This window comes from Streptomyces sp. NPDC058289 (assembly GCF_042880975.1).
In the GTDB taxonomy this organism is placed as follows: domain Bacteria; phylum Actinomycetota; class Actinomycetes; order Streptomycetales; family Streptomycetaceae; genus Streptomyces; species Streptomyces stoeckheimensis.
The window spans coordinates 1-26137 of sequence record NZ_JBHVYI010000003.1 but is presented as its reverse complement, the minus strand read 5'-3'; the positions used below and the strand labels follow the sequence as shown (position 1 = coordinate 26137).

At 71.0% G+C, this 26137-nt stretch carries 26 protein-coding genes and 1 pseudogene; 21 read left to right on the top strand and 6 right to left on the bottom strand.

Features of this window, described 5'->3' with window-relative positions; translation table 11 throughout:
• The first annotated feature begins 161 nt into the window (after positions 1-161).
• The 9 genes from ACFVX6_RS01985 to ACFVX6_RS01945 all read left to right on the top strand — a co-directional run bounded on the left by ACFVX6_RS01985 (position 162) and on the right by ACFVX6_RS01945 (position 9016).
• Positions 162-2225, top strand: coding sequence for a SpoIIE family protein phosphatase (locus ACFVX6_RS01985; RefSeq protein WP_389686976.1), 2064 nt, complete (start codon positions 162-164; stop codon positions 2223-2225).
• 210 nt (positions 2226-2435) lie between these two features.
• Entirely contained in the window at positions 2436-2813 is a 378-nt protein-coding gene (locus ACFVX6_RS01980) for an FKBP-type peptidyl-prolyl cis-trans isomerase (RefSeq protein ID WP_389686974.1), read from the top strand.
• A gap of 175 nt (positions 2814-2988) precedes the next feature.
• Entirely contained in the window at positions 2989-4014 is a 1026-nt protein-coding gene (locus ACFVX6_RS01975; RefSeq protein ID WP_389686972.1) for a heme A synthase, read from the top strand.
• A 177-nt stretch (positions 4015-4191) separates the two neighbouring features.
• On the top strand, positions 4192-4314 hold the full coding sequence (locus ACFVX6_RS01970) for a lasso RiPP family leader peptide-containing protein (protein WP_133895650.1): 123 nt from the start codon (positions 4192-4194) through the stop codon (positions 4312-4314).
• Between the two features lie 120 nt (positions 4315-4434).
• Positions 4435-6237, top strand: a complete 1803-nt coding sequence (locus ACFVX6_RS01965) for an asparagine synthase-related protein (protein ID WP_389686970.1) — start codon at positions 4435-4437, stop codon at positions 6235-6237.
• Positions 6231-6482: a lasso peptide biosynthesis PqqD family chaperone gene (locus ACFVX6_RS01960; RefSeq protein ID WP_389686968.1), complete on the top strand. Its 252-nt coding sequence runs from the start codon at positions 6231-6233 to the stop codon at positions 6480-6482. The genes ACFVX6_RS01965 and ACFVX6_RS01960 overlap by 7 nt, the downstream gene beginning before the upstream one ends.
• 1 nt (position 6483) lies before the next feature.
• Positions 6484-6945 carry a lasso peptide biosynthesis B2 protein gene (locus tag ACFVX6_RS01955; protein ID WP_389686966.1) on the top strand — a complete coding sequence of 154 codons (462 nt, stop codon included), beginning with the start codon at positions 6484-6486 and terminating at the stop codon, positions 6943-6945.
• A gap of 14 nt (positions 6946-6959) precedes the next feature.
• On the top strand, positions 6960-7868 hold the full coding sequence (locus ACFVX6_RS01950) for a phytanoyl-CoA dioxygenase family protein (protein ID WP_389686964.1): 909 nt from the start codon (positions 6960-6962) through the stop codon (positions 7866-7868).
• Entirely contained in the window at positions 7865-9016 is a 1152-nt protein-coding gene (locus ACFVX6_RS01945) for a hypothetical protein (protein WP_389686962.1), read from the top strand. The genes ACFVX6_RS01950 and ACFVX6_RS01945 overlap by 4 nt, the downstream gene beginning before the upstream one ends.
• Positions 9017-9041: 25 nt before the next feature.
• Here the strand turns inward: ACFVX6_RS01945 and ACFVX6_RS01940 are convergent, their stop codons facing one another.
• Both ACFVX6_RS01940 and ACFVX6_RS01935 read right to left on the bottom strand, forming a co-directional pair.
• Positions 9042-10079 (bottom strand): PP2C family protein-serine/threonine phosphatase, encoded by a 1038-nt coding sequence (locus ACFVX6_RS01940; protein ID WP_389686960.1) that lies wholly within the window; start codon positions 10077-10079, stop codon positions 9042-9044.
• A 141-nt stretch (positions 10080-10220) separates the two neighbouring features.
• Positions 10221-10865, bottom strand: coding sequence for a dihydrofolate reductase family protein (locus ACFVX6_RS01935; protein WP_389686958.1), 645 nt, complete (start codon positions 10863-10865; stop codon positions 10221-10223).
• 258 nt (positions 10866-11123) lie between these two features.
• On the opposite strand from ACFVX6_RS01935, the gene ACFVX6_RS01930 reads away from it, so the two are divergent.
• Positions 11124-13208, top strand: coding sequence for a calcium-binding protein (locus tag ACFVX6_RS01930; protein WP_389686956.1), 2085 nt, complete (start codon positions 11124-11126; stop codon positions 13206-13208).
• 206 nt (positions 13209-13414) lie between these two features.
• Complete coding sequence (locus tag ACFVX6_RS01925; RefSeq protein ID WP_389686954.1) at positions 13415-14002, top strand: TIGR03086 family metal-binding protein; 588 nt, start codon at positions 13415-13417, stop codon at positions 14000-14002.
• 723 nt (positions 14003-14725) lie between these two features.
• Here the strand turns inward: ACFVX6_RS01925 and ACFVX6_RS01920 are convergent.
• The gene (locus ACFVX6_RS01920; RefSeq protein WP_389686952.1) at positions 14726-15148 is read right to left on the bottom strand and encodes a CBS domain-containing protein; all 423 of its coding nucleotides are present in this window, start codon (positions 15146-15148) and stop codon (positions 14726-14728) included.
• 193 nt (positions 15149-15341) lie between these two features.
• On the opposite strand from ACFVX6_RS01920, the gene ACFVX6_RS01915 reads away from it, so the two are divergent.
• The 4 genes and pseudogenes from ACFVX6_RS01915 (at position 15342) to ACFVX6_RS01900 (ending at position 18478) form a co-directional block, all read left to right on the top strand.
• On the top strand, positions 15342-16232 hold the full coding sequence (locus ACFVX6_RS01915; RefSeq protein WP_389686950.1) for a class II glutamine amidotransferase: 891 nt from the start codon (positions 15342-15344) through the stop codon (positions 16230-16232).
• 64 nt (positions 16233-16296) lie between these two features.
• A pseudogene (locus ACFVX6_RS01910) lies at positions 16297-17343 on the top strand (glutamate--cysteine ligase); the annotation flags it as partial.
• Positions 17265-18221 (top strand): glutathione S-transferase C-terminal domain-containing protein, encoded by a 957-nt coding sequence (locus ACFVX6_RS01905; RefSeq protein ID WP_389687219.1) that lies wholly within the window; start codon positions 17265-17267, stop codon positions 18219-18221. The pseudogene ACFVX6_RS01910 and the gene ACFVX6_RS01905, both read left to right, overlap by 79 nt.
• A 59-nt stretch (positions 18222-18280) precedes the next feature.
• The gene (locus ACFVX6_RS01900; protein ID WP_389686948.1) at positions 18281-18478 is read left to right on the top strand and encodes a DUF6381 family protein; all 198 of its coding nucleotides are present in this window, start codon (positions 18281-18283) and stop codon (positions 18476-18478) included.
• A gap of 11 nt (positions 18479-18489) precedes the next feature.
• Here the strand turns inward: ACFVX6_RS01900 and ACFVX6_RS01895 are convergent, their stop codons facing one another.
• Entirely contained in the window at positions 18490-18723 is a 234-nt protein-coding gene (locus tag ACFVX6_RS01895; protein WP_389686946.1) for a hypothetical protein, read from the bottom strand.
• Between the two features lie 213 nt (positions 18724-18936).
• Here ACFVX6_RS01895 and ACFVX6_RS01890 point away from each other — a divergent pair, with 213 nt between their 5' ends.
• The 4 genes from ACFVX6_RS01890 to ACFVX6_RS01875 all read left to right on the top strand — a co-directional run bounded on the left by ACFVX6_RS01890 (position 18937) and on the right by ACFVX6_RS01875 (position 20652).
• On the top strand, positions 18937-19290 hold the full coding sequence (locus ACFVX6_RS01890; RefSeq protein ID WP_389686944.1) for a PRC-barrel domain-containing protein: 354 nt from the start codon (positions 18937-18939) through the stop codon (positions 19288-19290).
• 111 nt (positions 19291-19401) lie between these two features.
• Complete coding sequence (locus tag ACFVX6_RS01885; RefSeq protein ID WP_389686942.1) at positions 19402-19767, top strand: STAS domain-containing protein; 366 nt, start codon at positions 19402-19404, stop codon at positions 19765-19767.
• A gap of 38 nt (positions 19768-19805) precedes the next feature.
• Complete coding sequence (locus tag ACFVX6_RS01880; protein ID WP_389686940.1) at positions 19806-20108, top strand: ATP-binding protein; 303 nt, start codon at positions 19806-19808, stop codon at positions 20106-20108.
• A 10-nt stretch (positions 20109-20118) separates the two neighbouring features.
• Positions 20119-20652 (top strand): SixA phosphatase family protein, encoded by a 534-nt coding sequence (locus tag ACFVX6_RS01875; protein ID WP_389686938.1) that lies wholly within the window; start codon positions 20119-20121, stop codon positions 20650-20652.
• A gap of 104 nt (positions 20653-20756) precedes the next feature.
• Here the strand turns inward: ACFVX6_RS01875 and ACFVX6_RS01870 are convergent, their stop codons facing one another.
• Both ACFVX6_RS01870 and ACFVX6_RS01865 read right to left on the bottom strand, forming a co-directional pair.
• Complete coding sequence (locus tag ACFVX6_RS01870) at positions 20757-22055, bottom strand: acyltransferase (protein WP_389686936.1); 1299 nt, start codon at positions 22053-22055, stop codon at positions 20757-20759.
• Positions 22056-22057: 2 nt separating this feature from the next.
• Entirely contained in the window at positions 22058-24145 is a 2088-nt protein-coding gene (locus tag ACFVX6_RS01865; RefSeq protein ID WP_389687218.1) for a bifunctional polysaccharide deacetylase/glycosyltransferase family 2 protein, read from the bottom strand.
• Between the two features lie 103 nt (positions 24146-24248).
• Between ACFVX6_RS01865 and ACFVX6_RS01860 the strand changes: the two genes are divergently transcribed.
• On the top strand, positions 24249-24803 hold the full coding sequence (locus ACFVX6_RS01860; RefSeq protein ID WP_389686934.1) for a hypothetical protein: 555 nt from the start codon (positions 24249-24251) through the stop codon (positions 24801-24803).
• A 386-nt stretch (positions 24804-25189) separates the two neighbouring features.
• Positions 25190-26137 (top strand): glycoside hydrolase family 16 protein (locus ACFVX6_RS01855; RefSeq protein WP_389686932.1); only part of this gene is annotated, 948 nt, incomplete at its 3' end.

Below are 26137 nucleotides of genomic sequence, written 5' to 3'. Positions count from 1 at the left end.
GGCGCCTCGGGAGGACAGGCTCTAGGCGCGTCAGGGTGACGGTACGTATGTCCGCGCTTCCAGCGGGTTCCGGATCGCGGTCGGGCGCGGCACGCTTCCCCCCGCGCACCGCCGGTGGGGCACGCATAATGGATGGAACGGCGGGTGGAAGGGGACGTCTCGTGCCATCGGCTCTGCCGGGGGGCGAGGAGACTCACGGCCCGTTCTGGTCCGAGCCTGGGACGCTGCTGGAGCACGTGCCCGTGGCCGTCTTCGGCGTCGATGCCGGCGATCTCGTCTGTTACTGGGGGCCCGGCGCGCGGGAACTCTTCGGGTACGACTCCACCGCCGTCCTGTCCGAGCCGGGCGCCGTCCTCTTCGCCGACGGGCTCCGGGGCGCCTCCGAGTCTTGCGCCCGGCTGACGGAGCAAGGCCGGACCCTGGGGTACTGGAGGGGCCGGCTGACGGCACGGCATCACGACGGCGCGACCTTCGAGTGCGGTTTCCGGGCCTTCTCCGTGACCGGAGCCGGAGGGCGTTCGGTCGTGATGGTCCTGGCGAGCCGCAGCGACGAGCTCGACCGGGTCAAGACCAACCTCGCGTTCCTCGACGCACTCTTCGAGACCTGCCCCATCGGTCTGGTCATGCTCGACCCGGACCTCCGGTACGTCCACCTCAACCAGGCGCTCGCCGATATGGACGGCCTTCCGATCGAGGCGCACCTCGGCCGGCGCATGGACGAATTCATGATCATGTCCGACGGCGGCGAGTACCAGCGCATGGTCCGGAACGTCGCGCTGGGCGGAGCGCCGGTCGTGGGGACGCTGGTGGGGCTGCGCCCGCGCGGGCATCCGGACCGTGACCAAGTGCGGTCGGTGAGCTTCTTCCCCCTGAGTCAGGCGGTCGGCTCGCGTCCCGGAGTGGGCGGGCTGATGGTGGACGTGACGGACCGGGAACAGGCCATCCTGGAAGCCACCGCCAGCCGACGGCGACTGGCCCTGCTGGACGGGGCCTCCACCCGCATCGGGACCACCCTGGACGTGAACATCACGGCCCAGGAGCTGATCGACGCGTCGATGCCGGACTTCTGCGACGGCGCCGTGGTCGAAGTCGTGGAGTGGATGGACGAGGACGAGGTCTTCGATCCGGCAAGATTGCTGGTCACCCGTCGGATCGCCTCCGGAACGATCTTGCCCCCGCCTGCCACCGAACTCGTGAGCGGGGTCGAGACGGTGCGGTATCCGCCCGGCTCCGTCATCCACGACATGCTGCGAACCGGTCGTGCGATCTCCGCGGTGGTGAACGAGGAGTTCCTGGCCCGGACCGTCCTCATCGAGTCGCGCGCACGGCTCTTCGCCGAGAGCGGGTTGGCCTGCGTCCTCGTCGCCCCGCTCATCGCCAGGGGCACCGTCCAGGGCATCGCCATGTTCGGCCGGTCCGGGGACCGGCCGGCCTTCACCCGGGACGACGTCAGCCTTGCGAGTGAGCTCGCCTCGCGTGCTGCGATCTGTCTGGACAACGCCCGCCTGTACAGCCGGGTCCAGGACATCGCCCTCACACTGCAGCGGGCCTTGCTGCCCAGCGCGTTGGCGACCAGCCCGTACGTGGACGTGGCGCACCGGTACGTGCCCGGCAGCCGGATCACCGAGGTCGGCGGCGACTGGTACGACGTGATCAATCTGCCGGACGGCCGGGTCGTTCTCGTGGTGGGCGACGTGATGGGGCACGGGGTGTCGGCCGCCGCAGCCATGGGCCGCCTCCGCATCACCACCAAGGCTCTGGCCAGGCACGACAGCGAGCCTGCCGAGCTGCTCACCGAGCTCGACGCGTGCGCCCAGGAGGCCGGCATCGAGCTGGCGACGTGCCTGCACATCGTCTACGACCCGAAGACCGGCCGCGCCCGCATCGCCAGTGCCGGCCATCCCCCGCCCCTGATGCTCCGACCGGACGGCACGGTGGAGACCATCGACGAAGTCCTGGGAGTCCCCCTCGGCGTCGGCGGCTTCCCCTTCCGGACTACCGAGATCGAACTCCCCGCGAACGCGACCCTCGCCCTGTACACCGACGGCCTCATCGAGGCGCGCGGCCGGGACATCGAGGCCGGTCTGGGGGCACTGCGTACCGAACTGGCCGGAGCTCCGGGGCCATTGGAAGCGATGGCGGACCACATCCTCGGGAGCCTGCTGCCCAGTCCGCCGGCCGACGACACGGTTCTCGTCCTCGCCCGCGTCCACCGCGCCCCGTAGAGGCCCTTGGCGGCGCCGCGGAGCCTGGGTCAGCGTGCGCGTACGCGTGTGCCCTCGATGGCGATCTCGGCCCTCGTCTCCTCGATGCCGACCAAGCTCGACCTGAACGACCGGACCCAATTGGCCTCCTCGTGCACGACGCCGGCCTGACCGACTGACGGGGTAACGTGATCGGCTGCCGTGTGGATGGACCAGAGTGATGAGGGTGCGATGAGTGAACTGACGAAGCCCGAGATCGAGCTTCCGGCGGGTGAGGCCCCCCAGGAGCTGACCGTCCGGGACATCGTCGTCGGGGACGGGGCCGAGGCGAAGCCGGGCCGGGTCGTCCGGGTTCATTACGTCGGGGTCACCTTCGCGTCCGGGAGGGAGTTCGACGCCTCCTGGGACCGGGGCGAGCCGTTCAAGTTCGCCGTGGGTGGCGGCAGGGCCATCAAGGGCTGGGACCGGGGAATCCGGGGGATGAAGGTCGGCGGTCGGCGCGAGATCATCGTCCCCCCGCGCCTCGGCTACGGGAACCAGTCGCCCTCGCCGTTGATCCCGGCGGGTTCCACGCTCGTCTTCGTGGTGGACCTGCTCTCCGTGGTCTGAGGAAGGCCCGCGGCATCCGGAGCCACCGCGCCGAGCCGGCGTGGACGGAGACCCGGAACACGCGGGTCCGTCGCCCCCTTGAGTGTGCGACGCCCCGTCAGGCCGGGGTAAACGCGCGGCGTACGCTGAGGTCCCGCCCCACGGCGCGTAAAAGCGACTTAAGGAAAGGCTGATCGTGCGCACTCCCCTCTCATGGCTTGCCGACAGGTACACACTCGGAGCGAGAAGCGTCAGAGTGGCCGCACTGGGTTCGGTCGTCGCAAGTATCGCGATTATCGTGACCGGTGGAATCGTCCGCGTCACCGGATCCGGTCTCGGCTGTACCGATTGGCCCATGTGTACGGGAGAAACGCTGGCCCCCACCGCAGAAATGGGGGTGCACGGCGCCATCGAATTCGGAAACCGACTCCTGACCGGGGCGCTGTGCGCAGTGGTCGGCTGGGTCATCATTACCGCGCGCCTCCAGGAAAAGCCCATGCCTTCGGTTCTGCGCGGAGGCTGGGCGCAGTTCTGGATCGTCGTGCTCAACGCGGTAGTCGGCGGCGTGACCGTATGGATGCGGCTCAGCCCGTACATCGTTGCCGCTCACTTCCTCGCCGCCACGCTGCTGCTCACCGCCGCGGTGTACACCTGGCACGCGGCGTATGCCGATGCCGGCACCGGTGACGATGCCGGCACCGGTGACGGCCCCGGTGCCGACGCCAGTGCCGATGCCGACGGCGCCCCGCCCGTCGCGCGGGTCCGGTCGCTGTCTGTGGCCTTGGTCGCGGTGACGGCCCTGCTGGTCTTCGTGGGCACGCTCGCCACCGGCTCGGGTCCGCACGCGGGCGATTCCTCGGACGTGGCGCGGATGCCCTTCAACTGGACGGCCGTGACGGTCGTCCACGGTCTGCTGGCCGCGACGGTCCTGGTCTTGGCCGGAGCCCTGCTCTCCGCCCTGCCCAAGGACGGCTTCGGCGAAGCGCGCCGCAAGGCGGTCGCCTTCCTGGCCGTGCTCCTGGGCCAGGGCCTCGTGGGGCTGGTGCAGTCGGTGACGGCCCTGCCCTCGCTCCTCGTGATGCTCCATCTGCTGGGCTCGGCGCTCGTGTGGACCGGAGTACTCCAGGTGCACTTCACAGTCAAGAGGGCCTGTTCCGGCCATTCGAGTCCGCTCAGCGGTGCACCGCTGCCGCGCGCGCGGGGCGCCGCGACGCACGCCTGACCCGCCGGGAGACCAGTGCATATGCCACGTACCCGCGGCAATCGGAATTGAAGATTCCCATTCGTCCGGGCCGTGGCTTTCGGCCATCACGGGCGACTGTGTCGAAAGTACCGTCTCGCGAATCCCCACTCCCGCTTGTTAGGTTGTTGATCAATCGAACGGAAGGGGGTGACACAAATGAACGACCACGAGGTTGTCGAATACGAGGCGCCCGAAATGCTGCCCATCGGCGAGTTCTCCGAGCTCACGATGTGGTACGGCTGGGCCAGCAACGACGGTGAGGGCACCGCGATCATCTAATCGCCGTGCGCAAATTCAGTTGGCTAGGGGGATTCCTTGAGTGCGTCATGGTTCATCGCTTTCCCTTCGAGCGTCGATGACGCATTTCCGGTCTCCGCCGGGCCGACTGAGAAAACCGAAGTGCTGACGTACGCCTCGGGCCGGACGTGGGTGGTCGCAGACCGCTCCCATGCCCGCCTGATTGCCGCGGAAGCCGGCGCCAGACGCCTCGCGCTGTTCGGCGAGACGAGCATCGACGCGGGGCGTCTGGCCCGCCTGCTGGCACAGCACGACGAAGCCGCCGGCCTGATGGCCGCCGCGCACGAGATCGCCGGCAGCTTCCACATCCTCTACACCGACGGCCGCTCCACCTACGTCCAGGGGAGCGCGTCCGGCCTGCGCCAGGTGTTCTACGCCCGTCGCCAGGACGGCTCGTACGCCGCGTCCGACTCGGTCGAACCACTGGCCCGGCTCAGCGGCGCCACCCCGCGCATCGAGATGGTCGCCTGGGGGATGTTGCACCCCGGATTCGACTACGGGCTGACCCACGGCACCTACTGGCACGGGGTCCGCCGGCTCCCCGCCGACCAGAGGCTGCGCATGACCGCCGACCGGGTCGAGTCCACCACCTGGTGGACTCCCCCGGAGCCGACGCTGTCGCTCGCCGACGGCGCTCCGAAGGTGCGGGCCGCGCTGGAGGAGGCGGTCGCCGTGCGGATCGCCACGGCCGGCGGCCTCTCCGCGGACCTGTCGGGCGGCATGGACTCGACCTCCCTGTGCTTCCTCCTGGCGGGCCAGGGCGCCCCCTTCCGGTCGTTCGTCGAGCAGACCGTCGACCCCAACCACGACGACGCCCACTGGGCGGCGATCGCCGCCCGGGAGATCGACCGGGACCTGACCGTCCTCGGCCCCGAGGACGTCCCGGGCCCGTACGACGGCATCTGGGAATCCGGCCGCGGGCTCGTCCAGGACGTTCCGTACGGGCTGGGCGAGCCGTACACCCTCATCCGGAACCGGGCGCGGAAGACCGCGATGTCCAGGATCTTCGCCGCCACCGGATCCGACGTCCACATCGGCGGATTCGGCGGGGACGAGCTGTTCACCATCGCGCCGTCCCACTTCGCCGACCTCTACGCCCGTGCACCCCTGCGCGCCGTGCGCGGCATCCGCGACCTCGCCCGGCTGCGGCGCTGGAGCATGCCCTCCGTCCTGCGCGGGCTCGCCCGGCAGCAGACGTACCAGGGCTGGTTCGAGGAGCAGTTGCACAGTCTGCACCTGCCCCGGCCGGATGTCTTCGGACCCGGTCTGAGCTGGGGCCCGCAGGTCCGCGTGACCCCGTGGTCGACACCCGCCAACGTCGAGGCCGTGCGCGCGGTCGCCGCCGCCGGCGATGCCCGCCGCACCCCGCAGGCCGACACCCGATCGGTGCACACCAGCATCGCGGGACACCGCGTCGGCGGCCAACGCCTCGGCCCGCTGCGCGCCCTGATGGAGCACCAGGGAATCACCCTGTCGCTGCCGTACATGGACGACGCGGTACTGGAGGCCGCCCTGGCGGTATCGCGCGGCGAGGCCCTGCCGGGCACCGGATTCAAGCCGGTCCTGAAGTCCGCCATGCGGGTGGACGCGACGCCGGGTTCCCGGGCGGGCGCGCTCTCCCGCTCCACCAAGGGCGAGTTCAGCATGTCGGTGCACCGCGGGCTGGCCCGCAACCGCCGCTCGCTCCTCGGCCTGTTCGAGGACTCGCTGCTCGCCGAGCACGGCCTGGTGGACATCGACCGGCTGCGCGCCGCCCTGCGGGACACGATGCGCCCCGAGTACGAGACCAACGCGCTGGAGCTGACCGTCGCCGCGGAGGCCTGGATGCAGGCCGTCGCGGGGAACCCCGCACCGGCGGCGCCCGAACGCCCCCTCACGAACCGACGACTGGCCTCACCATGCTGAAGATCTCCCCTCACGTCGTACTCACCAAGACCGAGGACGCCGCCGTCCTCCTGGACAAGAAGTCCGGCACGTACTTCCGCATCAACCCGATGGGGACGTCCGTGTTCGAAATGCTCGCCGCGGGACGCACCCAGGACGAGGTCGTGGACGAACTGTGCGCACGTCACCCGGAGGCGGCCGACCGGATCCCCGGCGACGTCGCGAAGCTGATCGACACCATGCGACGTGCGAAGGTGCTGGTCTGACGTGACGCTGCCCATGACCCTGGAGCCCCGCGCCCGGTTGCCGCTGCGCCGTCGGCCCCTGCCGTTGCTGGCCGTCACGGCGAGCCGCCTGCTGACCCGGCTGAGCCCGCACACGCTGGAACGGGCGCTGCGCCTGTTCAGCGGCGGCGCCCGCCCCGCCACCCTCGCCGAGGCACTGGCCGCGCGCAGCGACGTCGTCTCCGTCAGCCGCCGCGCCGCCGGACCGTACTGCCTGGAGCGATCGATCGCAGCGGCCCTGCTGGCCCGCCTGCGCGGCAGCTGGCCCGACTGGATCTCCGGCGTCAGCCTGATGCCGTTCGCCGCGCACGCCTGGATCGAGGTCGAGGGCCGGGCGGTCGGCGAGTCCATGCGGCTGGACGCCTTCCACAAGAACATCGTCGTGTCCCGCGCCCTGCGCCCGGAGCGGAGCGACGGACCGCACGAGCACCTCTCCGAGAGCTGAGACGGACGGACACCATGGACACCAAGCACATAGTGGAACAGCTGGCCGGACGGGGATACGCCCTGGTGCCCGGCTTCGTGACGGGCGAGGCCCTCGCACGGGCGCAGGCCGCGATCGACACGTACTTTCCCGACGCGGAGGCGAGCGGGAGCACGCCCGATGAGGTCAACGCCCTCAAGCACGCGGTTCCGTTCCCCTTCACCAGCAACGACCTGAACCGGCACGCGCTGGACACCCGGGTGATCGACGTCGTGGAGGATCTGCTCGGCACCACCGACCTGCGTCTGACCAGCTCCTTCATCCAGGCCAAGTACGGCACGGCGTACGGGGAGAGCCGGGACCAGACCCTGCACAACGACGCCTGGGCGGCCAGCAGTCTGGTGCACCCGCGTGCGGACGGCGTCTACCAGCGCGTGTACGGCATCCTCTACCTGACCGACGTGACCGTGGACACCGCGCCCACCTATGTCGTCGACCGTGCCGCACACCTCGGGCTGCCGCTGCTGACCGACGCGGGCAAGGGCTCGTACGACAAGGCGGAGTATCCCGGGCTGTACGAGCAGGAGCGGCCCGTGGAGGCCCAGGCCGGCTCGCTCCTGCTCTTCGTCGGCGACATCGTCCACCGGGGGTCGGCCTACAACGAACTGCTCGGCCGGCGGCTCGCGCTCTTCTTCAACATGCACGGCGCGCAGGCCCGTTGGACGGACAAGCACCTGTGGTCGATGCGGCCGGCCCACCCGAACTGGAACACCCTGCACGAGCTCATGGTCGAACTGGACCCGCGCCAGCGCCATTTGCTGGGCTTCCCGCCTCCCGGGGACGACTACTGGACCGAGGAGACGATCGGGCACCTGGAGCGGATGTATCCCGGGATCGACTCCAAGCCCTACCTGCCTCCCGTCCCCGAACCGGTCGCCCCGTGACCACGCAGCACCCGGTGACGTCGCAGCGGCCCGGGTACGCGGGTTTGGCCGTCGACGGGCTGCGCTACCTGGGAGAGGTGCTCGGCCTGGGGGAACGTTTCGACGCGGCGGCCGAGGCGGCCGTCGGAACCCTCTTCGACGGATGGGGCCACCGGGTCTCGCGGGACGCCGACGGCGGCGGTACGCGGCAGGACGCGGTGTCGACCGCGCCGTTCGAATACTCTCTCGTGCTCGACGGGGACCGTGTCGACGTCCGGCTCTTCTTCCGGCCGCTCTCCGAACGGGGCCCCGCCTCCGCGACCGGGAGCTGGGAGCGCGGCCTGCGGACACTGGCCGAGCTGGACCGCCTGGGCCTCGCACGGACGGCACGGGCCCGGGAGGTCACCGACCTGTTCCGGCCGCGCAGCGAGCGGGCGGCGTTCGGGATGTGCCTGGCGGCCTCGGTCCGCGCCTCGGGCATCGCACGCCCCAAGGTGTACTTCGACACGCTGGCGGCGGGTACCGGGCGCAGCCGGGAGATCGTGGGGACGGCGCTCGACCGCCTCGGCCAGGGCGGCGCCTGGAGCTGGCTGCAGCGCCACGACCCCCAGGGGATGGCCGACTTGATGCCGGCCTTCTTCGCGCTCGACGTGGACGAGTCACCGCACGCGCGGATCAAGTTCTACACGACGGTCGCGGAGCGTTCCACCGCCGAACTCGTAGCACGCCTGGCCCCGTTGGGCCGCGCTGCGGCGACCGCCGCCGCGGGTCTGGTGGCGGACTCCGCCCCGCGGGGAGCGGAGCCGCTCGACCTGGCCGGCGTACGCCCGACTCTTTGCTGGAGCATGACCTCGCGGGGCGGGGCCCGGCCGGAGGACGCCACGCTGTACCTGCCGTTCAACCTGTACGCCCCGCAGCAGCAGGAGGCGCACGGCAGGCTGCGCGGGAGTCTGGATCCGGCGCTCCTGGCCCGGGTCGGGCGGCTGGTGGGCGACCACGCCGCCGCCGTGGAGGGGCGGGCGAACCCGTTCCACTGGGCGGCGGCCAAGCTGGTGCACGGCGGGCGGGCGCTCACCCTCTACGCCTCGGCCGCGGCGGTGGAGGCGGCACGGACGGCACGGGTTGCTGCCCGGCCCCACCGGCCGCTGGTCAGTGGTGTGGGCGGATGACCGGGCTCCGGCCGTCCGCCGTTCCTCAGGGCTCGCAGAGGCGTACGGCCAGGGCCGCGATGTCGTCGTCGAGGCGTCCCCTGCTGTAGCGGAGCAGGTCCCGGTGCAGGGCCGTGAGCAGGTCGCGGGGCGGCGCCGGGGGCTGTCGGCGCATCCACTCCGTCAGCGGGAAGAACTCTCCGTCGCGGGCGCGGGCCTCGGCGATCCCGTCGGTGTACAGGAGCAGCACGTCGTCGGGGGCGAAGCCGAACGTGTCGACGGTGTAGTGGTCTCCGATCAGCTCGGCGAGGCTGAGCAGCGGGGAGGGGGTGGCCGAGTCGAGGACACGGAGTTTCCCGCGGTTCAGGATCAGTGGCGGGGGGTGTCCGCAGTTGAGGATGTCGATGTGCCCGCCCCCGTGCGGGATCTCGACGAGGAGGGCCGTGGCGAAGCGCTCCATCGGCCCCTCGGGGGGAAAGGCGGCGTTGTAACGGGTGCTGCTGGCGTCCAGTCTGCGCGCGATGTCGACCAGGGCGCTCTCGCCGTAGGCCGCCTCCCGGAAGGCGTTGACGATCGCCGCGGCCGCCCCCACGGCCGGGAGTCCCTTGCCCCGCACGTCACCGATGAGCAGCCTGACCCCGAACGGGGTGTCGACGACTTCGTAGAAGTCCCCGCCGATGCGGGCCTCCGCCGCGGCCGCAAGGTACAGCGACTCGATCTCGATGCCGCCGATGCGGTGCGGCATGGGGCTCAGCACCACCTGCTGCGCCGCGTCGGCCACGAGCCGCACCTGGAAGAGGGTGCGCTCCCGCTGGAGCCGGACGTGGCTTCCGTACGCGGCGGCCACGGTCACCGCGATGATCCCCGAGGCCGTCCACCAGGTCCCCAGGTCGGGGAAGACGAGGCTGAGGCCGATCATCAGGAAGAGGCAGACCGTACCGAGCAGGACGGTGGGCAGCACCGGCCACATGGCCGCGGCGAGGGCCGGCGCCGCGGGCAGGAGGCGACTGAAGGCCATTTCCGGCGGGGTGGTGTACGCGAGGCCGGCGATGACGACGGTCAGGAAGACCGGCGACAGCCGCACAAGTCTTCCCTGGCCGCGGCGCCTGCGGAGCCGCGACCGTCCAGACTCGATCACATGTACCAGGGTATCCGCGCACGGGTGATACAGCGCCCCGACGGACGGGGCGCGGGGCCCGTCGGGCCGCCGGACACGGGGGCGGTGTCAGCCGGCGCTTGCGGTACCGCGATCGGGTGCGCTCATGTCGCCCGTCGCGGGAATGCCGTCTGCGAGCCCGTAGCGCAGGTACACGGTGCCCTTCGGGCCGGCCGCCGGGGGTGCGAGGAGCGCGAGGTTGGTGGGCACCGCGCCGTCGTCGAACACCTTCTTCCCGACGCCGAGCACGATCGGGTGCACCCAGAGGTCGAGACGGTCGAAGAGCTTCTCGCGCAGGAGGGTCTGCACGAGGTTCAGGCTCCCCACGACCTTCACGTGCTCGTGCCGGTCACGGATCTCGCGCACCGCTCCGGCCAGGTCCGGGCCGAGGTGCGTGGACCCGGCCCAGGAGAGGTCGGGCCTGCCGCGAGAGGCCACGTACTTCGGGACCCGGTTGAAGAGCGTGGCGATCTCGTTGTCCTCGCCGCCCTCCTGGTGGGGCCAGTAGGCGGCAAAGATGTCGTACGTCCGCCGCCCGAGCAGGAGGGCGTCCGTGCCCTCGTACGCGGCGGCGATCTGCGCCCCGGTGGCCTCGTCCAGCAGGGGCGCCTGCCAGCCGCCGAACGGGAACCCCACCGGGTCCTCGTCGGGGCCGCCGGGCGCCTGCCCGACGAAGTCGAGGGTCGCGAACATCTCGATGTGGATGAGGCCCATGGCTTGCTCCCGGTGAGTCGGTCGTCTCCGTCAAAGAGGTAGACCGTCGAGCGACCCCAGACTCATCGGCGCGCCGGAGCCCGCTTCGCTCGAGGATTTCCCGGGCCGTCGGGGTGGACCTCCCCCGGTTCGCCCACGGGGGTGGATACCCGCCCTCGGAGGGCTCAGCCCGGCCCGCGCCTCGGCGGCCCGGCGCACGTCCGGCACGAAGCTGCTGCCTGCTCGTTTCCCCGGCGCGACTCGGAGGTCCGTAGGCCCATGACCCACACACACCCCAGCCCACCCGAAGGACGCCGCCACCCCGTCCGGAACGGTGGACGGGCGGCCACGGTGGTGGCAGCCGCGCTCGCGCTGGTCCTCGCGCTGCCCGGCACGGCGCTGGCGGCTCCGGGAGACCCGGACCCCGGGTTCGCCGGCTCCGGCAAGGTCCAGACGTACTTCCCCGACGACGGCGGGCCGTGGGACTACGCCGAAGGTCTGGACGTCGCCCGGCAGGGCGACGGCAAGCTGGTCGTGGCCGGCCACGTCACGGGGCCGGGCGTCCCGTTCGACATGGCGCTGATCCGGTACAACGCCGACGGCAGCGTCGATACCGGATTCGGTGGCGGCGACGGCCGGGTGACCAGCGATTTCGGGGGTGACGACCAGGCCGAGGCGGTGGCGGTACAGCCCTCCGACGGGAAGATCGTGGTCGCCGGCCGTACGGAGGTCCCGGACGAGGGCGGCGGCTGCTGCTTCTTCTCCGTCGCCCGCTACAACACCGACGGCTCGCTCGACCAGGGATTCGGCTCGGCCGGCCTCGTGCGCGTCGACGCGTTCGGCAGCGCCTCGGGGGCCGCCGACCTGGTCGTCCAGCCGGACGGCAAGATCCTCGCAGTGGGCCTCAGCGGCGGGGCGGGCTTCGCGCTGGCCCGCCTCAACCCGAACGGCAGCCCCGACCCGTCCTTCGGCGGGGACGGCACGGTGGTGGCGGGCTTCGCTCCCGCCTTCCCCGGTGACGCGGGCGGGCAGGCCACCGGCCTGGCGCTCCAGCCGGACGGCAGGTTCGTCGCCGTCGGCTACGTGGGCAGTACCGCCTTCGACTTCGGAGTGGCCCGCTACCTGTCCAACGGCAGCCTCGACACGTCCTTCAGCGGCGACGGCATGGCCACCGCGGACTTCGGCGGTACGGACTTCGGCCGGGCCGTGGCGGTCCAGTCCGACGGCGCGGTCGTCGCCGCGGGGTCGACCAACACCGGTTTCGCACTGGCCCGGTTCACCTCCGGCGGCAACCCCGACGCCGCCTTCGGCACCGGCGGCCGGGTCACCACCGTCTGGCCCCTCAGCACGGCCATGGCGTACGACATGACCCTCCAGCAGGACGGCAAGATCCTCGTCGGCGGCACGGCCGACGACCCGGACAGCCAGGAGGCCACCGACTTCGCCCTCGCCCGCTACCTGCCGAACGGCACCCTGGACACCGGCTTCGGCGGCGGTGACGGCCGGGTGTACACCGGCATGCTGGGCGGGGAGGAGATCAGGGGGCTGCTCGTGCAGCCCGACGGGAAGATCGTGGCCGCGGGCCTGGCCGGGCTGGGCGCCTTCGGCATCGCCCGCTACGAAGGCGGCGGCAGCACCCCGCCTCCGCCCCCTCCGGCCGCCGACCTGTCGGTGACGAAGACCGGCACGACGACCGTGAGCATCGGCGACCAGGCCTCGTACACGGTCCGGGTCACCAACGCCTCGACGTCCACGGCGACCGCGACGGGCGTGACGCTCACCGACACCCTCTCGGGAGCCGGCGGCACCCTCCTGTCGGCCGTCCCCTCCCAGGGCACCTGCACGACCACGGCGACCGGCGCGAACTGCGCCCTCGGCAGCCTGGCACCGGGCGCGAGCGCCACGGTCACGGTGACGGCCGAACCGCGCGCCACCGGCACCCTGACGAACAACGCCTCCGCCACCGCCACGCCCCAGGACCCGAACCCGGCCAACAACAGTGCCGGCGCGTCGACCTCGGTGAACAACTCCCGCGGCTGCACGATCATCGGCACCAGCGGTACGGACACCCTCAACGGCGGCTACTCCAACGACGTCATCTGCGGCCTCAGCGGCAACGACACCGTCCGCGCGAGCTACGGCAACGACACCGTCCACGGCGGGCCCGGCAACGACAACATCGACGGGGGCTTCGGCGACGACACCCTCAACGGCGGCCCGGGCAACGACACCCTCACGGGCTACTACGGCAACGACCGCCTGACCACCACCGACGGCGTCGGCGCCAACGACACCGCCAACGGCGGCATCGGCACCGACACCTGCACCACCGACCCGGGCGACATCCGCATCAGCTGCCCCTGAGCGGGTGCCCCGCCGAGCGGCGCGGCCGGCCCTCCGGCGGCCGAGCGGCTCATGCCACGCCCGGGAGGGGTTCGCTCCCCTCCCGGGCCGAGCCGTCCTGCCGTCCGCCGGACGGACGGCCGGGTGGACATCCCGCCCGTGTGGCGATGAGTTCGGGCGCCGCCGCCGGTCTACCCTCCAGACCCATCGCCCCGAAGGAGCGGCACATGACCGATACGACGATGCTCGACCTCGGACCGCAGGCCCGGATCGTGGCCCGCCTCGCGGCGGGCGTCCCGGACGCCCGGCTCGCCGACCCGACGCCCTGCCCCGACTACGCGGTCGGGAACCTGCTGGGCCACCTCACCGGCCTGGCCGTCGCGTTCCGCGACGCCGGCCGCAAGGACCTCGGTCCCACGACGGACACGGCCCCCGACGCGGCTCTGCCCACCCTCCCCGCCGACTGGCGCGAGGAACTCCCCCGGGCCCTCGGCGAACTGGCCGAGGCTTGGACGGATCCGGCCGCCTGGACCGGCATGACCCGCGCGGGCGGCGTGGACCTGCCGGGCGAGATCGCGGGGCTGGTGGCCGTCAACGAACTGGTCATCCACGGCTGGGACCTGGCTCGGGCCACCGGCCAGGAGTACGCACCCGATCAGGCCGCGCTGGAGACCTCGTACGGTTTCCTCGTGGCCGCGGCCGAGGAGGGCGGCGGCGGGGACATCTTCGGCCCCGTCGTCCCCGTACCGGACGACGCCCCGCTGCTGGACCGGGCGGTCGGGCTGAGCGGGCGCGATCCGGAACGGCAGTCCTGACGTCTGGACCCGTCCATCGCAGCGTGGCGGACGACACGGCTTCCTGAACATGTTCGCCGTCTCCGAGGGCGCGGAGACGGCCGTCACGGAAGTCATCGGGAACTCGGGGCCCGCCTCCGATGAGCACACGCCGCCCGCACGCCGCCGCCTTCAGGTGACGGGCTCCGGTGCCGGGACGGGTCCGGGCAGCGGACCCGGCTGCGGGTGCGGCTCGGGCCGCGGGGCCGGGGGCGGCAGCGGATCGGGGTCGGGCTGCGGCGGAGCCGGCGGCACGGGGTCGGGCCCGCCCGGAGCCGGGACGGGACCGGGGACCGGTCCGGGCTGCGGACCAGGGCCGGGGCCCGGCGCCGGGGTGGGGTTGGGCGGAACGGGATCACGGGGAGGGATACCCATGGTTGGTCCCTTCGGTCGGGAATTGTCGGGGTACGGCGCCGGCCCTACCGGGGTGGCGGTGACGGCGGGGGTGCGGGAACCGGCTCCGGATCGGGGAAGGGCCTCGGTATCGGCCGCGGCGTGTGCGGATCGCCGGGGAACGGGTGCGTGGGCGCCGAGCCCCGATCCCACGGGAGCGGGCGGGTCGGCTGCCCGGTGTGTGCGTGCCCGCCGGTGCGGGTGGTTGCGTTCGTCATGGTGATTCCACGGATCGTCGGCAATGGCCTTCTCGGTCCCGCGCCTGCCCGCGCTCGTCCGGCTCAATCGCCTGCGGGCTCCGCGGCGTGCGTCTCAGGTGTCGGGCTCCGCGGCCGAGATGGCCGCGAGGGTCGACCCCGGATCGCGTTCCACCGTGAGGTCTCCCAGTGTGACGACACCGACGAGTTCGCCGTCCTCGGTTCGCACGGGCAGGCGCCGCAGCGCGTGCCGCCTCATGAGATCGGCGGCCTGGTCCACGTAGTCGTCGGGCTTGACGGTCACAGGTTCGGGGCTGCAGACCGCCTGTACCGTCGTCTCGGCAGGATCCCGGTTGTCCGCCATGGCCCGGATGACGAGGTCCCGGTCGGTCAGGATGCCGTGGAGTCGACCGCCGTCGACGACCAGGACGTCCCCGATGTCCGCGTCCCGCATCACCCTGGCGGCTTCCGCCAAGGAGGTCAGCTTTTCGACGGTCACCGGATTGTTGGTCATCACCTCGTGGACTCGTCGGGTCATGGTTCCTCCCACCGACGCCTACAGCGCCTCTTGGCGCTGTGATGGCCGGGAAGCGGGTGCTCAGCACCATGTGTGGGCCCTCCACCTCCCGTACCCGGCGTCTTTCCACCCAGCCCGTCGGCAAACCCGGCCCGGGAGAGGTGCGCCGGTCGCGGGGTTACGCTCGGAACAGGCCGCGAAGGGGATGGTTCGCATGTGCCGGTGGCTCGCCTACTCGGGCTCGTCCATGCTGCTCGACGCCGTGCTCTACCGTCCGGAGCACTCGCTGATCAACCAGAGCCTCCACGCCCGGATGGGCGTCGAGACGACCAACGGCGACGGTTTCGGCATCGGCTGGTACAGCGGGAACGGGGACGGCACACCGGCCGTCTTCCGGGACATCGCCCCGGCCTGGAACAACCGCAACCTGCGCGAGCTCGCCGCGCACGTCCGCTCGCACCTGTTCTTCGCGCACATACGTGCCTCGACGGGCTCGGCCATCCAGCAGACCAACTGTCACCCCTTCCGCCACGGCCGGTGGCTGTGGATGCACAACGGGGCCATCGCGGACTTCCCCCGGTTGCAGCGGGACCTCTGCCTGGCCGTCGACCCGGCCCTCTTCCCGTACATCGAGGGGTCCACCGACTCCGAGGTGATGTTCTACCTGGCGGTCACCCTGGGGCTCGACCAGGACGTCCCGGGCTCCGTGGCCAGGATGACCGGGCTCGTGGAACGTCTCGGCAAGGAGCACGGCATCCCCGAACCCCTCCAGATGACCCTGGCCATCAGCGACGGAGAGCGGCTCTGGGCCTTCCGCTACTCGAGCCGGGGCGCCTCCCGGTCGCTCTTCTACAGCAGCCGGGCCGATACCGTCCGCCACCTCCACCCCGAAGTGGAGTTCCTCCGCGAGATCTCCGACGCGTCGCGCATCGTGGTGTCCGAACCGCTGGGGGACCTCCCCGGCGTCTGGAACGAGCTTCCCGAGGCCAGCTACACGGTGATCCCTTCCGCTCCGGACAAGGACTGGCTCCCCTTCGTACCGGAATCCCCTGACGGCATTCCGCTGACGGCCGGACGCCTGCGTGAGTGGGGCTCCGGTGGGTAGGCGCAGGTCAGCAGCCGAATCCGAGCCGGTATCCGGGGAACGCCCCGGGCGGAGGGGGGCATCGATGCCACCGACCGTACTCACCGTGCCGACGATGGGCGTCGAGGAGGAGTTCCTGCTCGTCGACCGCCGCAGCCGGGCCCCGGTGGGCCGCGCACCCCGTGTCATAGAGGCCGCCGCGCGCACGCTCGGCCCGTTGGTGCAGCCGGAGTTCTTCACCGCCCAGGTGGAGGTGTGCACCAGTCCCACGGCGAGTTCCGCCGTGCTCAGGGTCCAACTGGCCCGGTTGCGTGCCGAGGTGCGGCGCGCCGCGGCCGCCGAGGACTGCCTGCTGCTCGCGGCCGGAACGCCGGTCATACCGCCCGAGCATCCCCTGACGGTCACCCACAACGAGCGCTACCACCGGATGGCGGCCCGTTTCGCCTCGGTCCTCGGCGACTACGACCAGGCGGTGTGCGGTTGCCACGTGCACATCGGAGTCGGCTGCCGCGCAGAGGCCCTCGACCTCGCCAACCGGATGCGCCCGTGGCTGCCGACGCTCCAGGCCCTCGCCGCCAATTCCCCCTTCGACCGGGGCAGGGACTCCGGCTACGCCAGTTGGCGCGCCGTCGAACACGCCCGCTGGCCCACCGTGGGGCCCGCCCCGGTCCTGGACGAAGCCGCGTACGAACGCTGCGCCGACGAGCTCGTGCGCAGCGGCACGGTGCTGGACCGGCGGATGATCTACTGGTACGCCCGCCCCTCCGAGCACGTGCCGACGCTGGAGATCCGTGTCGCCGACGTGAACGCCCGCCTCGACGCCGTCGTACTCCTGGCCGTCCTCGTACGGGGCCTCGCCGCCACCTTGCGCGCGGAGTCCGCCGACGCCTGCCCGACCCCGGAACCGCATCCGGCCCGGCTCCGCGAAGCCCATCGGCGCGCCGCTGCGCACGGCCTGGACGGCGACGGACTCGATCCGTTCACCGGCGCCCCCGTGCCCGCCCGGGACCTGGTCGCCCGGCTGCGGGAACGGGCGACCCCGGGACTCACCGCCTGCGGGGACCTGGCCCTCGCCGATACCCTGCTCGACCTCCTGCGCACCGAAGGCACCGGTGCGGCACAGCAACGGGCCGCCTGCCGGCGTCACGGACGCCTCTGCGGTGTGGTGGACAGCCTGGCGGAAACGGCGGCGTCGAGCTGACGGAAGCACGACGGCCACCACGGACGCAGGAGGTTTGCGTGGACCCGGACGGCCGTGACCCGGTGCTCGGAATCGAGCGGCTCGAGGAGGCCTATCTCGCCCGCGACCCCGGCTACGACCGGGGCGTCACGGTGCCTGCGATCGTCGATGTGCGCACCGGCAAGGTCGTGACGAACGACTTCGCACAGATCACCATCGACATGTCGCTGGAGTGGTCCGCCCACCACCGTGAAGGTGCCCCCGCGCTCTATCCTCCCGCGCTGCGGCCGGAGATCGACGCGGTGAACGAGGCGGTCTACCAAGACGTGAACAACGGTGTCTACCGTGCCGGTTTCGCGGGATCCCAGGAGGCCTACGCCTCGGCGTACGATGCGCTGTTCGCCCGGCTCGGCGAGCGCCTCAGGACGTCCCGTTACCTGGTCGGTGACACCATCACCGAGGCGGACGTCCGGCTGTTCACGACGCTCGCGCGCTTCGACGCCGTGTACCACGGCCACTTCAAGTGCAACCGGCAGAAGCTGTCGGAGATGCCGGTCCTCTGGTCCTACGCGCGCGACCTGTTCCAGACGCCCGGTTTCGGTGACACCGTCGACTTCGACCACATCAAACGCCACTACTACCTAGTCCACCAGGACATCAACCCCACCGGCGTCGTACCGGCCGGCCCCGACCTGTCGGGGTGGAACGAGGCCCACGACCGGCCGTCGCTGGGCGGCCGCCCCTTCGGCGACGGCACACCGCCCGGCCCGATCGCTCCCGGGGAAGGCGTACCTCCGGGCTCCGCGGTGGCGGGTGCGGGGCTGTGCTGATTGGCTGGGAGGACCCAGTACCGCAGGAGTACCGCATTCCCCCGAACCGAGGATCGGTCATGAGCAAAGAAAGCCAGCCAAGCCAGCCGAGCCTGCGTGCCCGGCAGATGCGTGACAAGGCCCAGGAACTGGAGCAGGCGGCGCAGCATGCGACGGATCCGGCCGAGCGGCAGCGGCTCATCGAGAAGGCCCTGCACATCCGGAGGAAGAGCGAGCAGGAGAACGGCCCGGGCAGCGGCACCATGGACCCCATGTAGCGACCGCGGGATCACCCGGTCCAGTGGAACCTCCCGCCTCCGACCCAGCGGACCTCGCCGGGGTCGTCGAGGTCGTGGATCGTGATGCCGGAGGCCGCGGCCGTCAGGACCACGTCCGTCATCGACCTGGCGGTGCTGACCACCTGGCCGTCGATCTCCACGATGCGGAACGGCGGGTCGGCGGGGCACACCCCGAGCACGGTGACCCGAGCCGGGGAGAGGTAGGGGATCGCGCCTTCGGTCATGCGACATCGCCTCCCGGGTCTCGTACTGCCCCTGCCCGAACGCCCGGGCGGAAAACCCCCGCGTGTCCGCCGGACGGAGCCGCGGTGCGTGCCCGCTCGCTTTCTGGGGAGACGCCTGAGGTACGGCGACGAAGCGGAGCGGTTCCCGGCCGTTTTCCCGGCCCCGGGACCGTCGCCGCGCACGAAAGGGCCGCGCACAGAAAGGCACGAGCCATGAGTACGGAAGAGATCTGGGGCTATCACCAGGACGCCGGATATCAGAAGGGGATCGACCTCGTCGGATACAAGGTCGAGGCCACCGACGGCAGCATCGGGAAGATCGACAAGCACTCCGAGGACGTCGGAGCGTCCCACGTCGTCGTCGACACCGGTGTCTGGATCTTCGGCAAGCACGTACTGCTCCCGGCCGGCACCATCAAGCGCATCGACACCGTCGAGGAGAAGGTCTACGTCGACCGGAGCAAGGAGCAGATCAAGAACGCTCCCGAGTTCGACCAGGCCAAGTACGGCGGCGGGCCCACCTACCTGGAGCAATTCGCCCGGTACTACAACCAGCCCCACATGTGACCGGCGCGGTGGCCCCGCCGGCGTCACGGTTCGGTGGCGTGTGAGGGGGTAGGCGCGCGACGTATCCGGAATACGAGCCCGTGTGAGGGACCCGTGGGAAAGGGGTGCACGATGGGCACGGCGGACGGCGACCGCTTCGCGGTCGAAGTACGGCCCGTCGAGGGAGCCACCGTTCTGGCGCTGGCAGGCGAGCTCGACCACGACACCGTCGAACCGTTGCGGGTGGCTCTCGAAGCCGCCCGGGCGGGCGGTGGACAGCGGCTGCTCCTAGATTTCAGCGGGCTGGACTTCTGCGACTCCACGGGATTGAACGTGTTGTTGCACGGTCGGCTCGCCGTCCAGGAATCGGGTGGCAGTCTCGAACTGGTCGGCCTCCACCAGCCGATCGAACGCATGTTGCACGTCACGGGCGTGGTCGGACTGTTCCCGCTGCACCCCGATGTGGACGCGGCGCTGGAGCGTCACCAGCGCGCGTAGCAGAGGAGCACGATGAGCGAGCGCCGGCCAATGCCTGCATGCACGCGGGCGGGCCGACCTCGCTGCTCCTGCGCCACACCGCCGAAGGGCTGCGCATCGAGGTCACCGACGCGAACCCGGTCCCCCCGACCGTCAGACACCCGGCGGACCCTGCACGGCCCGGAGGCCACGGGCTGGTCATCGTGGAACGGCTGGCCCGGAAGTGGGGCTCGGAGCCGGTGGAGGGCGGAAAGTGCGTGTGGGTGGAGCTCGACGCACCGCCGTACGCCCCGGCCCTGCATCCCCACATCGGCCACACCGGCCTGGTCGGGCCGGTGGGCCGTGGGAGGCTGGGGCCATGAGGCTGAGATCATGAGCGCGCAATCCGCAGCCCGCTTGGTGCTGCTTCGCCACGCCAAGTCCGCCTGGCCCGATGTCGCGGACCACGAGCGGCCGCTCGGCCCGCGCGGGCTGCGGGACGCGCCCGCGGCGGGCCGCTGGCTGCGCGACGCCGACTGCCTGCCGGCCCTGGTCATCTGTTCCACCGCCCGGCGGACCCGCGAGACTTGGGCACTGGCGGCCGCACAGCTCGGCGTCGAGGTCTCGGTGCGCTTCGACGAACGGGTGTACGCAGCCGAGCCGGAGGAGCTGTTGGAGGTGGTGTCCGAAGTGCCGCAGGAGGTGGGGACGCTGCTGCTCGTCGGCCACAACCCGGGCATGGAGGAGCTGGCCGTCAGCCTCGCGCGGGAGGCCGTGGGCGCCGCGGAGGCCGGGGCGATGGCGCGCCTGTCGGAGAAGTTCCCGACGTCCGCGATCGCGGTGCTCTCCTGCCCCGGTTCCTGGCGGGAGCTCGCGCCGGGCTCGGCCCGGCTGATCGACTTCGCCGTCCCCCGCGGCGCCCGCTGACGCACGCAGCGGGCCCGGCCGGCCGTACGGGCATCCGTCCGCGCTGCGCGAAGGGGTCGTTCCGGATCGCTCCGAAACGGCCCCTCGGTCCCGGCGGAGCTCCGTCAGTCGGCGGACCGGCGCCTGCCCCGTTGCCGGCGCGGGTACGGCAGGAGCCGCGGTGAGCGTTTGGCGGCCACGTCTTCGATCCAGCCGAAGGTCAGGACCAGCAGGCCGATCAGCGGGATCGCCACCAGCAGGGTGAACCACTGGCTGGCCAGCAGCCACTGGAAGTTCTCGTAGACGAAGGGGACGCTCCAGAGGGGGTCGATCAGCGGGATCGCGGCCACCAGTGCCACCTGGTGCCACAGGTACACGCTGACCGCGCGTGAATTGAGCAGGCTGACCAGGCCGTTCCAGCGTTCCAGCACCCTGGGCCACCGATCCCAGGAAGGGCTGACGTGGAGCAGGATGGCGACGAAGCCCAAGGACCACAGGGCCTGGGCGATCGGCCAGGCTTCGATGTCCGTCGGTACGGTCGGGTCGACCGGCCGGGTCTGCAGGTACCAGAGGCCGGCCACCATGACCAGCGGCGCGATGGACGGCAGGACGTACTGCGGGATCTTCTTGAGCAGCCCCTCCTGGTGGGCCATGCCGAGGAGCCAGCAGGAGCCGAACATCGCGAAGTCGTTGGCGCTCTCCCAGACCCGGCCGTAGACGAACTCCTGGTCGGAGAAGAACACGTTCATGACGATCAGCACCGCCAGGGGGCTGAACAGCGTCACCCACGGAAGCCGCCGCAGCGCCCGGAGCATCAGCGGTGAGAGCAGTACGTACCACAGGTAGGCGCGGAGGTACCAGAGCGGGACGGTGATCTGCAGGGCCCAGCCGCCTTCCACGCGGCCGAACCCGGGCAGGTCCTCGGCGAACGGCGGCGTGCTCAGCGGCAGGATCCAGAACGCCATCTTGGTCCACCACCAGGTGGGGTGGCCGTCGGAGTCGGGACCCCAGCCGTCGAGGAGCTGGAGGGTGATCAGGACGACGCCGAACAGCCACATCGGCGGCAGCAGTCGGCGCAGTCGGCCGCGGATCACGCCGAGGGCGGGACGGCTGAGCGAGCGGGCCATCAGCGAACCGGCCAGCGCGAACATCACGCCCATCGACGGGAAGACCAGGGGCAGCCAGAACCAGCCGAAGTTGTGGTAGAAGATCACACGCACCAGTGCCAGCGCGCGCAGCAGATCGAGGTAGCGGTCCCGGCCGCCCTTGCGCGGGGCCGGCGCCTCCGGCTCCGGCTGCGACTGCGGGTCCGGCTGCAGCTGCGGCTCCGGCTCCCACTCCGCCTCCCACCGCTGTCGCAGGACGGCGGGAACCCTCAACTGGACGGTTTCCTGATTGCGCCCGAGGTTGGTGTATCCGGTCACGGTCAGGCCTCCACGGGTACGGCGACCTCGCCGGTGCGCCGGAGCTTCTGCCAGCGCAGTCGACCGCCGGTCAGCGCCGTGATCGCAGACTGCAGCAGAACGATGTACATGAGCTGCCGGTAGACCAACTGCTGGATCGGCAGGCTGATCAGGTACCAGGGCTTCTCGTGATCGAGATGGAAGGCGTACCAGGACAGCACGGCCTGGAGCAGGATGAAGCCGCCCCAGCTGGTGAGGGTGATCCCGGCGTCCCCGAAGAACACGCCGTACAGCAGGAACATGTCGACCAGCGGCGCCAACAGCGGGGCGACCACGCCGAACAGCACGACGAGCGGCAGCCCGATGCGGCCGAAGCGCCCGGCCGGGCCGCGGGAGGTCACCGCGGCGCGGTGCTTCCACATCGCCTGCATGCTGCCGTAGCTCCAGCGGTACCGCTGGGACCAGAGCTGCTGGAGGCTGGCGGGAGCCTCGGTCCAGGCGCGGGCCTGCTCGGCGTAGACGATCCGCCAGCCGTCGCAGAGCACCGCGATGGTGATGTCGGTGTCCTCGGCGAGGGTGTCGTCGCTCATCCCTCCGACCCGCCGCAGGGCCTCCTTGCGGAAGGCGCCGACCGCGCCGGGGATGGTCTGGATGACGTTGAGCATGTCGTACATCCGGCGGTCCAGGTTGTGGCCGAGGACGTACTCGATGTGCTGCCAGGCGCCGATCAGGCTGTCGCGGTTGCCGACCTTGGCGTTGCCCGCGACCGCGCCGATCGTCGCGTCCCCGAAGGGCTGGACCAGCTCGCGCACGGTGGACGGTTCGAAGACGGTGTCGCCGTCCATCATCACGATGATCTCGTGCGAGGCGGCCGCGATGCCGGTGTTGAGGGCGCTGGACTTGCCGCCGTTGACCTTGCGGATCAGCCGGACGAACGGCAGGTTCATCGCCTCGACTATGTCCGCGGTGCCGTCCGAGGAGCCGTCGTCGATGACGATGACCTCGATCGGATAGTCACTGACGGCCAGGGAGTTGAGGGTGTTGGCTATGCACTCGCGCTCGTTGTACGCCGGGACCAGTACCGTGACCGTTTCGGTGATCGGCGGTCCCCAGGCGTCCCGCCGCTTGGCGCGGCGGGCGTGCATCGGTGCGAGAACGAGCATCAGCCCGAACCGGCCGAAGTTGAGGAAGCCGACGAGGGCCAGCAGCCCGACCAGCACCGGCAGGGTGTGCACGGCGACCTGGGTGGCCCAGATGTATCCCTTGCCCGCCCACAGCTGGAATCCGGTCACCGGCACGGTGGCGCTGGAGGCGCCGAGTGCGTCGGAGACGGTGGTGAAGCGGTAGCCCTGTGCCTGCAGCTTGTCGATGATCTGCTCGAGCGCGGCGATGGTCTGGGTACGGTCGCCACCCGCGTCGTGCAGCAGGATCAGCGCGCCCGCACCGGGCGTGGCCGGCATCGCCGCCTTGACGATCTCCTCGACACCGGGACGCTTCCAGTCGTCGGTGTCCCGGTCGATGAAGGCGGTGAGGTAGCCGCGTGCGCCCACGTACTTGATGACCGGGTAGTTCCAGTCGTCCATCGCCGAGGCGTCGGAGGAGTACGGCGGGCGGAACAGCGCGCTGTGGACGCCCGCGACGCCGGCCAGTGCGAGCTGCGTCTGCGCCAGCTCCCAGCTGATCCGGGTGGGGGACTGGTACACGAGGTCGGGGTGGGTGAAGGTGTGCACGCCGAGTTCGTGGCCGCCCGCGACGATCTTCCGGATCAGCTCGGGGTTGCGCGTGGTCATGGCGCCGGTCACGAAGAAGTCCGCACGGACGTTGCGGGCCGCGAGCACGTCCAGGATCTTCGGGGTCCACTCCGGCGAGGGACCGTCGTCGAAGCTCAGCACCGCGGTGCGGTCGGGGATGTGATAGCTCACGGGCTTCGCGTTCTTGCTGCCGCGCGCGTCGATGACCGGACCACCCTTGAGCAGGTGCTGCGGCACGGTCGTCTTGTCGACCGAGATCGCGATCCGGTCGTCGTGGAAGGCCTCGTTGGTGGCGAGGCCGCGCAGCACGAGAAGCGCAAGCAGGCACGCCAGCAGGGACAGCGGCATGAAGAAGCGCAGCGGCGGCGCGGCCAGTCGGCGCGGCCTCAGCAGGGACTGCCGGCGGCGCTGATGGCGGGACAATGACGCTCCTGGAGATGGTGGTGCGGACGATCAGAGGTTCTTGGTCGACTGGCCCGAAGGGCTCGCGCCGGGCGGCGCGGTGGCCGTGGCGCTCTGTGTGTCGGCCGTGTCAGCCGTGCCGGCCATGGGCTTCGGTGCGCTCGCCGTGGGCTTCGGTGTGCGTGCGGCCGGGGGTTTCCGTGTGGCGGCCGAGGACTTCGACGGGGCGGTCGACGGCTTCGCGGTGCCGGCCGACGGCTTCGACGTGGCGGCCGAGGGCTTCGTCTGGGGTGTCGTGGAGGTGGTAACCGTCCGGGGCGAGGGCGACCCCGAGGGCCCTGCCGACCCTGCCGGCCCCGACGGGGCGACCGACGACACGGGTGAGCCCGGCGGGGCGGGCGACCGCGAAGGCTGCACGGGGATGCCCATCGCCGGGGCGTCCGCCTGCATGCCGATCAGGCTGCTCCCCATGGCGACCGCCAGGACCGCGCCGACGACGGAGACCGGCCAACCGAGACCCCGCAGCAGACGGCCGCGCAGACCCGACTGGTCGACGAAAACAGGTGCGGGAGCGGGGTCGTCAAAGTCCGACTCGGACATTTCAGGCTGTGCCTGATGTGCCGGTCCGCGTTCGATCGAAGGAGGGGCTGATCGCACCTTGCGGGGCCTTTCAGTGCAGGGTACGTAGACCGCGGGATGGCAGGGCGAACGCTAGTGCACCGACCCGAATCGACTTGGGCCCGATGTGCGCTTTTGGCGCGATCTGCTCCGGTGTCGTAATCGGATTGGAATACCAATTGGCAGTACCAGTCGGTATATCTACACGCACGGTCGTCGGGCACTGATCCGTGCGTGTTCGCTCGGAACCGTTTCGCCGGGACGGCCGAGACCCGGGGTCGAGCAGGTCGCCGCGAACCTTAGGATGACCACCTCATGTGATCAGCCATTGATCCTCATGTCAGGGCGTGTCCAGGTACCGCCTCTACGCCCCAAGGAGCCCGTGTGAGTCACCCCCGCCGCACCTCTCGTCGCCGCGCGTGGACCGCGCTCACGCTGCCTGCCCTCCTGTGCGTACTCGCCGCGTGCACCAGCGGCTCCGGCGGCACCGGCCGCGATGACGCCGCGCCCGCCAAGAGCGCTTCGCCGAGCCCGTCCGGTCCGCCGGGAACCCTGTTCGACACCTTCCAGTACAGCGGCCCCGACGACCCCGCGCTCAACGCCAACGGCTGGGAGGTCCGTACCGGTGGGGGCGGCCCGGGGATCAAGGACAGCTGGACTTCCGCCGGCGCCAGCTTCCCTTCGGACGCGACCGCGCAGGGCGGCAGGGTCCTTCAGCTGCAGTCCTCCACCGACGGCACCAAGCAGGGCACCAAGCAGGTCGAGGTGCAGACCACCGGCACCCCCCTCTTCACGGGGACCTACGCCGCTCGGGTCTACCTGAGCGACAAGCCCGTCAGCGGTCGCAACGGCGACCACGTCGTCGAGACCTTCTTCCCGATCTCCGCCTCGGACTCCTCGCCGAACTACAGCGAACTCGATTACGAGTACCTGCCGAACGGCGGCTGGGGTTCGGTGGGTCCGCAGCTCGACACCACGAGCTGGTTCAAGGCCGATCCGCCGGACCGGGTCACCCACGCGCTCAAGAAGCAGCGCCTCGAGGGCTGGCACATCATGATGATCACCTTCGTGGACGGAAAGGCCACCTATTCGCTGGACGGCAAGGACCTGTTCACCAGCTCCGGCAAATACGTCCCGCGCGAGAAGGTGGACATGCATTTCAGCAACTGGTTCATCGATCTTCCCTTCACCGGTGGTTCACGCACGTGGAACATGAAAGTCAACTGGTTCTACTACAAGGCCGGTGAGGCCGTTTCCCAGGCGGACGTCCAGAAAACGGTGGACGGCTTCTACAGCGCCGGAACCAACCACATCAACACCGTTCCCACATCC